Source organism: Agromyces salentinus, assembly GCF_009749395.1.
Taxonomy (GTDB): domain Bacteria; phylum Actinomycetota; class Actinomycetes; order Actinomycetales; family Microbacteriaceae; genus Agromyces; species Agromyces salentinus.
The window spans coordinates 99,711-111,964 of record NZ_WBIR01000001.1; the positions used below are offsets into that span (position 1 = coordinate 99,711).

Consider the following 12,254-nt stretch of genomic DNA (forward strand, 5'->3'; position numbering starts at 1 on the left):
AAGCGCTTCGACACGTCCAGCAGTGAGGCTCACGTCATGTCATCATCGTCACCCCGGCAGGGGCATCACGCCTTCTCGGCCCTGACCGCCGACCGGGGCATCCTCTTCGGCGGGGACTACAACCCGGAGCAGTGGCCTCGCGAGGTGTGGCGCGAGGATGTCGCGCTCATGCAACGGGCGGGGGTCAACTTCGTCACGGTCGGCGTCTTCAGCTGGGCGCTCATCGAACCGCGCCCCGGGGCCCGCGAGTTCGCCTGGCTCGACGAGGTGCTCGAGCTGCTCCACGGTGCCGGCATCGCCGTCGACCTCGCCACGCCGACCGCCTCGCCTCCCCCGTGGCTCGGGGTGCACCATCCCGAGGTCCTCCCGGTCGATGCCGACGGCGTACGGCTCGTCGCCGGATCGCGCAACCAGTTCTCGCCCGCCTCGCGGGTGTACCGCGAGCGTGCGCTCGCGATCACCCGCGACCTCGCCGCTCGCTACGCGGGGCACCCGGCGGTGCGCATGTGGCACGTCGGCAACGAGTTCGGCCAGGTCGACTTCGGCGATGAGGCGGCGCGCGAGTTCCGCGACTGGCTGCGCGCCCGCTACCGCACGGTCGACCGACTGAACGAGGCCTGGGCGACGAGCTTCTGGTCGCAGCGGTACGACGACTTCGACGAGGTCCTTCCCCCACGCCGCATGCCCTACGTCGTGAACCCGACGCAGTCGCTCGACTTCCGCCGCTACACCTCCGACCAACTGCTCGCCTGCCACCGCGAACTCCGCGACGCGATCCGCGCGAGCGGGGCGACCCAGCCCGTCACGACGAACTTCATGGGCCTGTTCCCGCTCGTGGACTACCGCTCCTGGGCGGATTCGGTCGACGTCGTCGCCGACGACCAGTACCCCGACCCCGCCGATCCGCGCTCGCACGCCGACGTCGCACTCGTGCAGGACCTGATGCGCTCGCTCGGCCACGGCAGGCCGTGGATGCTCATGGAGCAGGCCGTCAGCGCGGCCTCGTGGCGTGCGCACAACCTGCCCAAGTCGCCGGCGCAGGCGCGCCTGGACTCGCTGCAGGCCGTCGCCCGCGGAGCCGACGCGATCTGCTACTTCCAGTGGCGGCAGTCGAAGGCCGGTTCGGAGCGGTTCCACTCGGCGATGCTGCCGATCGCGGGGCCCGACACCGAGGTGTTCCAGGGCGTCGTCCGCCAGGGCGCAGAACTCGCCTCGCTGCGCCCTGTCGCGGGCTCGACCGTCGAGACCGAGGTGGCGGTGCTCTTCGACTGGCCCAGCTGGTGGGCCGGCGAGGAGTCCAGCCGTCCGACGGAGCGCCTCTCGACGCTCGAGCAGCTGCGTCGCTGGTATCGAGAGCTCTGGCGTCGTGGCGTCACGCCCGACATCCTCGCCCCCGGCGACGACCTCTCGGGGTACCGCGCGATCCTGATGCCGCACAGCTACCTCGTCGAGCCGGGCGCGGCCGAGTCGTTGCGATCCGCGGTCGCGGCGGGCGCGCACCTCGTCGTCGGCCCGTTCAGCGGGGTCGCGGATGCCGACGCGCACCTGCTCCCAGGACGCTCGCCCGTGCTGCTGCGCGACCTGGTCGGCGTGAGCGGCGAGGAGTGGTGCCCGCTGCCCGACGGGACGACGCGGTTGGACCTCAGCCGGGACTGGGCCGTCGGCGACGACGTCTCGGCGTCGTCCTCGGCGTCGATCCTCGGCGAGAAGCTGCGCAGCGACGGTGCGGAGGTGCGCGCGACGTTCGCCGAGGGCCTGCTCGCCGGCCGCCCGGCGATCACCCGCAACCCCGTCGGGGCGGGTGCGGCGTGGTACCTCGGCACCGTGGCGAGCGATGCCCTCCTCTCGACCGTGATCGGCACGGCGCTCGGCGACGCCGGCGTGCGCGGGACGATGGGGCCGGCAGGCGCGGCATCCGCCCTGCCCATCGGCCTCGAGGCCGTGCGCCGGGGCCGGCTGCTCTTCCTGCTGAACCACGGAGATGCCCCCGCGTCGGTCGACGTGGCCGCCGGCGCGGTCGACCTGCTGAGCGGCGAGCGCAGCGCCGGCACCGTCGTCGTCGCCCCGGGCGACGCCGTGATCCTGAACGAATCCCCGAGCGAAGGACTCCCCGCGTGACCGACGAGACCGAGCCGAACGAGGCGACGACCGAGGCGACGACCGAGGCGATGACGGCCGCCGCGTTCCGCGATCCGAGCCGGCCGAGCGCCGAACGCGCCGCCGACCTCGCGGGCCGGCTGACCCGCGAGGAGCGCATCGCGATGCTGCACCAGGTGGCGCCCGCGATCGATCGCCTGGGCGTGGGCGCGTTCCACACCGGGTGCGAGGCGCTGCACGGGGTGGCCTGGCTCGGCACGGCGACCGTCTTCCCCCAGCCGGTCGGGCTCGCCGCGAGTTGGGACCCCGAGCTCCTGCGCCGCGTCGCCGAGGTCGCCTCGACCGAGGTGCGCGCCAAGCGCGCGGCCGATCCGAGCGTGAGCCTGAACACGTGGGCCCCGGTCGTGAACGTGCTGCGGCACCCGCTGTGGGGCCGCAACGAGGAGGGCTACTCCGAGGACCCGCACCTGACCGCGCATCTCGCCACCGGCTACTGCCGCGGCCTCCGCGGGGACCACGAGCGCGTGTGGCGCACGGTGCCCTCGCTCAAGCACTTCCTCGGCTACGGCAACGAGACCGACCGCTCGGCGACATCCTCCGAGCTGTCCCTGCGCACCCTCCACGAAGAGGAGCTGCCCGCGTTCCGGGAGCCCATCGAGGTCGGCGTCGCCGGGAGCATGATGCTCTCCTACAACCGGGTCAACGGCGTGCCCGCGCACACCCAGCCCGAGCTCGTCGCCGAGGCGCGCAGCTGGACCGACGATTCGCTGGCGATCGTGTCGGATGCCGGTGCGCCGACCTTCCTCGTCACGGTGCAGCGTGCCCAGCCCGACGCGACGCACGCCGCCGCCGCCCTGCTGCGCTCGGGGGTGGACTCGTTCACCGACGACAACGCGGATGCCGGGCCCACCGTCCGCAACGTGAACGCGGCCCTCGAGGCGGGCCTCGTCCACCAGGACGACGTCGATCGCGCCGTCCTGCGCCTGCTCGAACTGCGCGTGCGCACGGGCGAGTTCGACGGCGCCGCAGACCCGTACGCGACGATCGGCGCCGAGGCCGTCGACGAACCCGCGTCGCGCGAACTCGCCCGGGAGGCCGTCGCTCGCTCGGTCGTCCTGCTGCGCAACGAGCTCGGCGTGCTCCCGCTGCGAGCGCCGTCCTCGATCGCCGTCGTCGGCCCGCTGGCCGACGCCGTGCTCACCGACTGGTACTCGGGCACGCCGCCGTACTCGGTCGGCATCGCCGCCGGCCTCGCCGACCGGTATCCGGAGGCTGCCGTCGAGGTCGTCACGGGCGCCGACACGGTCGGGCTGCGCGCCCGATCGGCCGGGCGGTTCGTCGTCAGCGACGCGGACGGCCTCGTCGTCGCCGCGTCGGGCGAGGCATCCGACGGCGAGCCGGTGCCCACCGAGGCGCGCTTCGACGTCACCGACTGGGGCGACGGCATCCTCACGCTCCGGTCGCAGGCGAGCGGCCGGCTCCTCACGGGCGGCGCCTGGCCGATGAGGGCCGACGCCGGACGGGTCGGCGGGTGGGTGGCGCAGGAGACCTTCATGCGCCACGTGCACGCCGACGGCACCTGGTCGCTCCTGCACCGCGGGTCCGGTCGCTGGGTTCGCGTGGCCCGCGAGGTGGGCCTGCTCGTCGCCGAGGCGCCGACGCTCGTCGAGGCCGAGCGCTTCGAGCCGGTCGTCGTGCGCGACGGCCTCGCCGCGGTCGCGGAGGCGGCATCGCGAGCCGAGGTCGTCGTCGTGGCCGTCGGCAACGACCCCCACATCGCCGGTCGCGAGACCGAGGACCGCCCGCACCTGATGCTGCCCGATGCCGCCGTCGCGGTGTGGAAGGCAGCCCGCGGAACCGGTGCAGGCGCCGAGCGCGCGGTGCTCGCGATCGTCTCGAGCTATCCGTACGTCCTCGGCGAGGCGGACGACGCGGCGACCGTGGTGTGGTCGAGCCATGGCGGGCAGGAGCTCGGGCACGGCGTCGCCGACGTGCTCTCGGGAGCACGTGAACCTGAGGGCCGGCTCGCCCAGTCCTGGCCGGCCGATCCGACGCAACCGGGCGACCTGTTCGACTACGACACGCTGCGCCAGCAGGCGACGTACCGCCACCGTCCGGGCCGGGCGGCGTTCGCATTCGGTCACGGCCTGACCTACTCGAGCGTCGTCTACGACGACGTGCAGCTCGGCACCGCGGAGGGGACCGCCCCGCCGCCGACGCATCGGCACGCGCCGCTCGGCGCCGTGCTGCGGGGTGCGGAGGATCGAGGCCCGGCGGCCGAGGGCCTTGTGCGCGCACGCGTGACGGTGCGCAACACCGGCGATCGCGACGCCGAGGAACTGGTGCAGCTCTACGCCCTGCCCGACCCCGACCTGCCGCTGCCCACGCCCCTCCGGCTGCTGGTGGCCTTCGAGCGGGTGCGGCTCGCGCCGGGCGAGCGTCGCGAGCTCGACCTCTCCTTCGCGATCGACCGCCTCGCGGTGTGGGATGACGCGCTGCGCATCGACGGCGCCCCCGACGACTGGCTGCATGCCGGGGCGCTGCGGGTGCAGGCCGGCGAGTACCGGATCGCGGCCGGGCCCTCGTCGGAGGACCTTCCCGCCTCCACCCTGCTCCTGGTCTCCTGACACGTCTCCGCCCCCGGTCGAGGGGTTGCGAGTTCGGCCTGCTCCGCGTTATGTTGTCGTGACCAACAAATCACTCGACGTTTCATCGATGACGCTGAAAGGCAGCCCCACCATGGCTCTCGCGCCCACCCGCGACGACAAGTTCTCCTTCGGCCTCTGGACGGTCGGCTACAACGGCACCGACCCGTTCGGCGGCCCGACCCGGAAGCCCCTCGACGTCGTGCACGCCGTCGAGAAGCTCGCTGAGCTCGGCGCCTACGGCCTCACGTTCCACGACGACGACCTGTTCGCGTTCGGCTCGAGCGACGCCGAGCGCCAGACCCAGATCGACCGCCTGAAGGGCGCCCTCGAGTCGACCGGGCTCATCATCCCGATGGTGACCACGAACCTGTTCAGCGCGCCCGTGTTCAAGGACGGCGGCTTCACCGCCAACGACCGCGACGTGCGCCGCTACGCCCTGCGCAAGGTGTTCCGCCAGCTCGACCTCGGCGCCGAGCTCGGTGCGAAGACCTTCGTCATGTGGGGCGGTCGCGAGGGCGCCGAGTACGACGCCGCCAAGGACATCCGCCAGGCGCTCGAGCGCTACCGCGAGGCCGTGAACCTGCTGGGCGACTACGTCACCGACAAGGGCTACGAGATCAGGTTCGCGATCGAGCCGAAGCCCAACGAGCCCCGCGGCGACATCCTGCTGCCGACGCTCGGCCACGCGATCGCGTTCATCGACTCCCTCGAGCGCCCCGAGCTCGTCGGCCTGAACCCCGAGGTCGGGCACGAGCAGATGGCGGGCCTGAACTTCGCCGCCGGCATCGCGCAGGCGCTGTTCCACGGCAAGCTCTTCCACATCGACCTCAACGGCCAGCGCGGCATCAAGTACGACCAGGACCTCGTCTTCGGCCACGGCGACCTGCACAACGCGTTCGCGCTCGTCGACCTGCTCGAGAACGGCGGCCCCGGCGGCGTGCCCGCCTACGAGGGCCCGCGCCACTTCGACTACAAGCCCTCGCGCACCGAGGACGAGAAGGGCGTGTGGGAGTCGGCGGCGGCCAACATGCGCACCTACCTGCTGCTGAAGGAGCGTGCCGCGGCCTTCCGCGCCGACCCCGAGGTGCAGGAGGCGCTCGAGGCCGCCCGCGTGCCCGAGCTCGCGGTGCCGACGCTGAACGAGGGCGAGACCTACGCGGAGTTCCTCGCCGACCGCTCGGCCTACGAGGAGTTCGACGCCGACGCCTACTACGGCGGCAAGGGCGGCGGCTTCGTGCGGCTGCAGCAGCTCGCGACCGAGCACCTGCTGGGCGCGCGCTAGCCTCGCGAACGCGGGGGGCAGTCGAGGCCCATGGAGGCGCGTCAGCACCGAAGGGCGTGCTACGGCAGCCTCGGGATCGCGACGGATGGGCCCGCCTCGGAAAGCCCCTCGATGACCACCCCTGCGCCGCGTTCGACGACGCGGCGCAGGGGTCGACCCGGTTCAGGAACACCTCAGAGAAAAGGGGGCGGGCGATGCCGCTCGTCGCAGGAGTCGACTCGTCGACGCAGTCGTGCAAGATCGTGATCCGGGATGCCGCGACCGGCGCCCTCGTGCGGTCGGGCCGCGCTCCCCATCCCGACGGCACCGAGGTCGATCCCGCCGCGTGGTGGGGTGCCCTGCTCTCGGCGATCGGCGACGCCGGCGGACTCGAGGGCGTCGAGGCCATCGCGATCGGCGGCCAGCAGCACGGCATGGTCGCCCTCGACGCCGACGGGCGCGTCATCCGCGACGCCCTCCTCTGGAACGACACGCGCTCGGCGCAGGCCGCGCTCGACCTCATCGCCGAGGTCGGGGCTGGCGAATACGCCCGGCGCACGGGCGTCGTGCCGGTCGCCTCGTTCACCGCGACGAAGCTGCGCTGGCTCCGCGACGCCGAGCCCGAGAACGCCGCTCGGGTCGCGGCCGTGGCGCTCCCCCACGACTGGTTGACCTGGCGCCTGCGGGGCTACGGTCCGACCGGCGAGTCGGTGCTCGGCCCGGTGCTCGACGAGCTCACCACCGACCGCTCCGATGCGAGCGGAACCGGGTACTGGGGCGCCGACGGCTACGACCGGGACCTCCTCGTGCAGGCCCTGGGCCACGATGCCGTGCTGCCGAGGGTGCTCGGCCCCGCCGAGGCGGCCGGCCGCACCCCCGACGGGATCCTCGTCGGCGCCGGCGCGGGCGACAATGCCGCGGCGGCGCTCGGCCTGGACGCGGCATCCGGCGACGTCGTCGTCTCGATCGGCACGAGCGGAACCGTCTTCGCCGTGACGGATGACGCGATCGCCGACGCCTCGGGCACCGTGGCGGGGTTCGCCGACGCGACCGGGCGCTCGCTGCCCCTCGTCGCCACACTGAACGCCGCACGGGTCCTCGACGCCTTCGCGCGCGTGCTGGGCGTCGACCACGACGAGCTCGGCCGGCTGGCGCTCGAGGCCGGGCCCGGGGCATCCGGTGCCGTGCTCGTGCCCTACTTCGAGGGCGAGCGGACGCCCAACCTGCCCGACGCGACGGCCCGCCTCGAGGGCCTCACCCTGGCGAGCACGACGCGGCCCAACCTCGCGAGGGCCGCCATCGAGGGCATGCTCTGCGGGCTCGCCGACGGACTCGACGCGGTGACCTCGCTCGGCGTCGTCGCCGACCGGATCCTGCTCATCGGCGGAGCCGCCCAGAACCCCGCGGTCCGCACGGTCGCGTCGCAGGTGTTCGACGCCCCCGTCGTCGTACCCGCCCCCGGCGAGTACGTCGCCGACGGTGCGGCGCGGCAGGCGGCATGGGCGCTCACCGGGACCCGCCCGACGTGGCCGATCGAGGTCGCGGCGCACCTGCCGAGCGACCACCGCGCGCACATCCGCGAGCGCTACGCGAGGGCCGCTGCCGACCGAATCGATTCGACTTCCGCAGACCGCCGAACCCGTCGAGAGGAGTCCCCTTCGAGCATGTGACAGGGCCATCGTTGCCAGCACTGACGAAGACCGCTTTCCGCCTCTGATGTGACGTGTCACATCACTCCCGGTGTTACCCGATCGTTATCGAATCCGGACTACCGCTCTCCTTACAGAGCGGTCAGTATCCTCATGCCGCAGTCAGTGCAGACACGGCAGCAGTGAATGTCCTGCACACTCACAACGAGAAGGGGAGAACGATGAAGAAGTCTTCATTGATCTCGATCACAGCCCTCGCCGGAGCATCGATGCTGATGCTCGCCGGGTGCTCCAGCAACAGCGGCGGCGAAGGCGAGGGCGGCGGAGAGGCTGCCACCCGTGCCTGCGTCATCCTCCCCGATGCGGCATCATCGCCGCGCTGGGAGAACGGCGACCGCCCCGCCCTCGAGAAGGCCATCACCGACGCCGGCTTCGAGGCCGACATCCAGAACGCCCAGGGTGACACCAGCAAGTACGCCACCATCGCCGACCAGCAGCTCAGCAAGGGCTGCGGCGTGATGCTCCTCGTCGACTACAACGGCGCCGCCGTCGCCGTCACGTCCAAGGCGCAGGACCAGGGCATCCCGGTCATCGCCTACGACCGCCCGATCGAGGGCGCCGACTACTACGTCTCCTTCGACAACGAGCAGGTCGGCGCGCTCGAGGGGCAGTCGATCCTCGACGGCCTCGAGGCCGCCGGCAAGGACCCGGCCAGCGCGGTCGTGGTCTACATGGGCGGCGACCCCGCCGACGGCAACGCGAAGATGTTCCACGACGGAGCCGTCGGCGTCATGGAGCCCGCCGGCATCACGCCCGCGCAGGAGCCGCCCGGAGTCTGGGACGGCGACAAGTCCGCGACGAACTTCGAGCAGGCCCTCACCGCCCTCGGCGGCAAGGTCGACGCCGTCTGGGTCGCCAACGACACGAACGCCGCGGGCGTCATCACGATCCTCGACAAGAACGGCCTCACCGTTCCCGTCTCGGGTCAGGACGCCTCGATCGCCGGCCTGCAGAACGTGCTCCTCGGCAAGCAGACGGCCACGGTCTACAAGCCGTTCGCACTCGAGGCCGACGCCGCCTCGGAGCTGGCCATCCAGCTCCTGAACGGTGAGAAGCCCTCGGTCGACAAGCAGCTCGAGGACGGCACGCCGTACATCGCGGTCACGCCGATCCTCGTCGGACCCGACGACGTGCAGAAGGTCGTCGACGACGGCAACGCCGACGCCGCCGAGATCTGCACCGACGAGGTCGCCGAGGCCTGCACGACCCACGGCGTGGGATAGCACCACACCACCAGACGGGAGGCTCCGGGACGAACGATCGTCCCGGAGCCTCCCGCTCCCGCTTGACGACATCCCGGGACAGCGCAGTTCCCCAGAGAAAGGACCCGGCATGGACATGCCGATCATCGAGCTGAAGGGGGTTGTGAAGAGCTTCGGCCCCGTCGATGTGCTGAAGGGCGTGAACTTCACGGCGTATCCCGGAAAGATCACCGCCCTCGTCGGCGACAACGGCGCCGGCAAGTCGACGCTCATCAAGGGCCTCGCCGGCGTGCAGCCCTACGACGGCGGCGAGGTGCTCTTCAACGGCTCCCCCGTGCACCTGCACAGCCCTCGCGACGCGGGCGCGCTCGGCATCGAGGTCGTCTACCAGGACCTCGCGCTGTGCGACAACCTCGACATCGTGCAGAACATGTTCCTCGGTCGCGAGGAGCTCTCGGCCGGCACCTTCGACGAGGGCCGCATGGAGCGCGAGGCGGCCGAGACGCTGCGCCAGCTCTCCGTGCGCACCGTGAAGTCGGTGCGCCAGAAGGTCTCCTCACTCTCGGGCGGCCAGCGCCAGACGGTGGCCATCGCCCGGTCGGTGCTGAAGAAGGCGAAGGTCGTCATCCTCGACGAGCCCACCGCCGCCCTCGGCGTCGCCCAGACGGCGCAGGTGCTCGCCCTCGTGAAGCGCCTCGCCGAGCAGGGCGTCTCGGTCATCATCATCAGCCACAACCTCGTGGACGTCTTCGAGGTCGCCGACTACATCAGCGTGCTCTACCTCGGCCAGATGGTCGCCTCCGTCAAGACGAGCGAGACGAACAACGAGGACGTCATCGGCTACATCACCGGCGTGAAGACCTACGAGGGGACCTCCGCATGAGCGCGGCCGACGGCGGCGCTCCGGCGACCGAGTCGACGACGGTGCTCTCCGCCCTCAGCACCGAGCAGCTGATCGGCAGCGGCCAGGAGGGCGGACTGATGGACCAGGTCCGCGCCTGGGTGCAGCGGGTGCGCGGCGGCGACATGGGCGCGCTTCCGGCCGTCGCCGGGTTCGTCGTGCTCAGCGTCCTGTTCACGGCGCTCAGCCCGTTCTTCTTCACCGAGCGGAACTTCGCGAACCTCCTGACCCAGGCGGCCACGCTCGTCATGCTCGGCATGGCGCTCGTGTTCGTGCTGCTCCTCGGCGAGATCGACCTCTCGGCCGGCGTCACCGCGGGCCTCACGATGGTCATCTTCGTGGTGCTCGTGGCGGTCGTGAACCTGAACTGGATCCTGGCCCTCGCGATCGCGTTCCTCACCGGCATCGCGATCGGCACGTTCATCGGCTTCTTCGTCGCGAAGGTCGGCATCCCATCGTTCGTGGTGACACTCGGCCTGTTCCTCGGGTTCCAGGGCCTCGAGCTCATCATCATCGGAGCGGGCGGCCTGTACCGCGTCGAGACGCCCGAGATCCTCGCGATCCAGAACGGCACGCTGCCCACGTGGGGCGGCTGGGTGATGCTCGTGGTGATGCTCGCCGTCTCGGCGACGACGTCGTGGATCGACCGCTCCCGGCGCACGCGCGCCGGGGTCCCGAACCGCACGATCGCCCTCGTCTGGGCGAAGCTCATCACGATCGCCGTGCTCGGCGGCGTCGTCGTGCTGATCCTCAACCAGAACCGCGGCACCGGATTCAAGGCGATCGAGGGCGTCCCGATCGTCGTGCCGATCACGCTCGCGATCCTCTGGCTCGGCACGTTCGTGCTCGACCGCACGAAGTTCGGCCGCTACATCTACGCCGTCGGCGGCAACGCCGAGGCGGCGCGGCGCTCGGGCGTCAAGGTCGCCGCGATCCGGTGGTCAGCGTTCATCGTGTGCTCCTCGCTCGCGGTCGTCGCGGGCCTGTTCAGCATCAGCAAGGTCGGATCGGTGGATGCCGCGGCCGGGCGCGACATCGTCCTCAGCGGCGTGGCGGCGGCCGTCGTCGGCGGAGTCAGCCTGTTCGGCGGCCGCGGTCGCCTGATCCACGCCGCCATCGGCGCGCTGGTCATCGCGGTCATCACGAACGGCCTCGGCCTGCTGAACCTGCCGGCCGGCGTGAACTACGCCGTCACGGGCGGCGTGCTCATCCTCGCCGCGACGATCGACGCGGTCTCGCGCAAGCGCGCCGGCGGGTCGATCCTGCGCACCTGACCAGCTGACGGCGAACGTGGAACGGGCCCGTGCGGATGTCGCCGGGCCCGTTCCACGTTCCGCGTCCGCGAGACGCGCTCAGGGGAGGTCGCGGGCCAGTCGTGCCCCGGCCTCCTCGAGCCAGCGCACGCCGTCGGCCATGGCGCCGGCGGCACCGCCCGCGAGCTCGGTCAGCGAGACGGATGCCGCGAAGCGGGCCGGTTCGGCCGTGATCGCCCCGGCGACGAGCGCCACCGGCACCCCGGCCTGCTCGGCGAGGCAGGCGACCTCGGTCGGGGCCTTGCCCGCCTCGGACTGCCCGTCGTAGCGGCCCTCCCCCGTGATGACCAGGTCGGCGTCGGCAAGCGCGCCCGGCAGGCCGATGGTTCGGGCGATGAGCTCGGCGCCGCCGCCGAGCCGGGCACCCCATGCGAGCATGGCGAAGCCCGTGCCGCCCGCGGCGCCCGTGCCGGGCGCGCCGGCGTCGGCGTCGACGAGGCCGGCCAGCCGGGCGAGGTTCGCCTCGAGGAACTCGACGGTCGCGGCATCCGCTCCCTTCTGCGGCCCGAAGACCGCCGCGGCTCCGGTGGGTCCGAGCAGCGGGTTCGTCACGTCGCCGAGCACGACGGCGCCCCCGGGCGGCAGGGCGCGAAGCGAGCCGAGGTCGACGGCGGCCAGGTCCGCGAGGCCGCGGTTGCCGGGCCGGACGGGCTCGCCCGCGGGATCCGCAAACCTCGCGCCGAGCGCTGCGAGGGCGCCGGCACCGCCGTCGGTCGTCGCGCTGCCGCCGAGCCCGAGCAGCAGTCGCTCGACCCCATGATCGAGGGCCGCCGCGATCGCCTCGCCGAACCCGACCGTGTGCGCGTCGAGCGGCTGCAGCGGATCGAGCATCGTGATGCCCGAGGTCGACGCCAGCTCGACGACGCCCGTGCCGTCGGGCAGGAGCACCCAGTTGGAGGGCACCAGCCGGGAGTCGGGGCCGAGCACCTCGACGGGCACGCGCGTCGCACCGGGGACCGCGGCGAGGAAGGCGTCGAGCGTGCCCTCGCCACCGTCGGCCATCGGCATCTCCACGAGTTCGTCACCCGGCCGGGCCCGCGCCCAGCCGCGGGCCAGCGCCGCGGCGACATCGGTCGCCTCGACGGTGCCCTTGAACGAGTCGGGCGCGATGACCACGCGCATG

8 protein-coding genes are annotated in these 12,254 nt (G+C 72.3%); 7 read left to right on the forward strand and 1 reads right to left on the reverse strand.

Going from position 1 to position 12,254, the window contains the following annotated elements:
- Window positions 1-36: 36 nt before the first annotated feature.
- The 7 genes from GQQ95_RS00405 (at window position 37) to GQQ95_RS00435 (ending at window position 11,092) form a co-directional block, all read left to right on the forward strand.
- Window positions 37-2,118 (forward strand): beta-galactosidase, encoded by a 2,082-nt coding sequence (locus GQQ95_RS00405; RefSeq protein ID WP_157425665.1) that lies wholly within the window; start codon window positions 37-39, stop codon window positions 2,116-2,118.
- Complete coding sequence (locus GQQ95_RS00410) at window positions 2,115-4,724, forward strand: glycoside hydrolase family 3 C-terminal domain-containing protein (protein ID WP_246205115.1); 2,610 nt, start codon at window positions 2,115-2,117, stop codon at window positions 4,722-4,724. Before GQQ95_RS00405 ends, GQQ95_RS00410 begins: the two co-directional genes overlap by 4 nt.
- A 112-nt stretch (window positions 4,725-4,836) precedes the next feature.
- Complete coding sequence (gene xylA / locus GQQ95_RS00415; protein ID WP_157425666.1) at window positions 4,837-6,027, forward strand: xylose isomerase; 1,191 nt, start codon at window positions 4,837-4,839, stop codon at window positions 6,025-6,027.
- 194 nt (window positions 6,028-6,221) lie between these two features.
- A complete protein-coding gene (locus GQQ95_RS00420) occupies window positions 6,222-7,676 on the forward strand; it encodes a xylulokinase (RefSeq protein WP_157425667.1) in 1,455 nt (484 codons plus the stop codon).
- A gap of 200 nt (window positions 7,677-7,876) precedes the next feature.
- The gene (locus tag GQQ95_RS00425; protein ID WP_157425668.1) at window positions 7,877-8,938 is read left to right on the forward strand and encodes a sugar ABC transporter substrate-binding protein; all 1,062 of its coding nucleotides are present in this window, start codon (window positions 7,877-7,879) and stop codon (window positions 8,936-8,938) included.
- Window positions 8,939-9,047: 109 nt separating this feature from the next.
- On the forward strand, window positions 9,048-9,800 hold the full coding sequence (locus tag GQQ95_RS00430) for an ATP-binding cassette domain-containing protein (protein ID WP_157425669.1): 753 nt from the start codon (window positions 9,048-9,050) through the stop codon (window positions 9,798-9,800).
- Window positions 9,797-11,092: a sugar ABC transporter permease gene (locus GQQ95_RS00435; RefSeq protein ID WP_157425670.1), complete on the forward strand. Its 1,296-nt coding sequence runs from the start codon at window positions 9,797-9,799 to the stop codon at window positions 11,090-11,092. Before GQQ95_RS00430 ends, GQQ95_RS00435 begins: the two co-directional genes overlap by 4 nt.
- Window positions 11,093-11,170: 78 nt before the next feature.
- Here GQQ95_RS00435 and GQQ95_RS00440 read toward each other — a convergent pair whose 3' ends face one another.
- Window positions 11,171-12,253: a glycerate kinase gene (locus tag GQQ95_RS00440; protein ID WP_157425671.1), complete on the reverse strand. Its 1,083-nt coding sequence runs from the start codon at window positions 12,251-12,253 to the stop codon at window positions 11,171-11,173.
- Window position 12,254 lies beyond the last annotated feature (1 nt).

Bases quoted from the DNA above. Each gene is read 5' to 3' on its own strand.
- GQQ95_RS00405 (WP_157425665.1), top strand. From the start codon at position 37: ATGTCATCATCGTCACCCCGGCAGGGGCATCACGCCTTCTCGGCCCTG.
- xylA (WP_157425666.1), top strand. From the start codon at position 4,837: ATGGCTCTCGCGCCCACCCGCGACGACAAGTTCTCCTTCGGCCTCTGG.
- GQQ95_RS00420 (WP_157425667.1), top strand. From the start codon at position 6,222: ATGCCGCTCGTCGCAGGAGTCGACTCGTCGACGCAGTCGTGCAAGATC.
- GQQ95_RS00425 (WP_157425668.1), top strand. From the start codon at position 7,877: ATGAAGAAGTCTTCATTGATCTCGATCACAGCCCTCGCCGGAGCATCG.
- GQQ95_RS00430 (WP_157425669.1), top strand. From the start codon at position 9,048: ATGGACATGCCGATCATCGAGCTGAAGGGGGTTGTGAAGAGCTTCGGC.
- GQQ95_RS00435 (WP_157425670.1), top strand. From the start codon at position 9,797: ATGAGCGCGGCCGACGGCGGCGCTCCGGCGACCGAGTCGACGACGGTG.
- GQQ95_RS00440 (WP_157425671.1), bottom strand. From the start codon at position 12,253: ATGCGCGTGGTCATCGCGCCCGACTCGTTCAAGGGCACCGTCGAGGCG.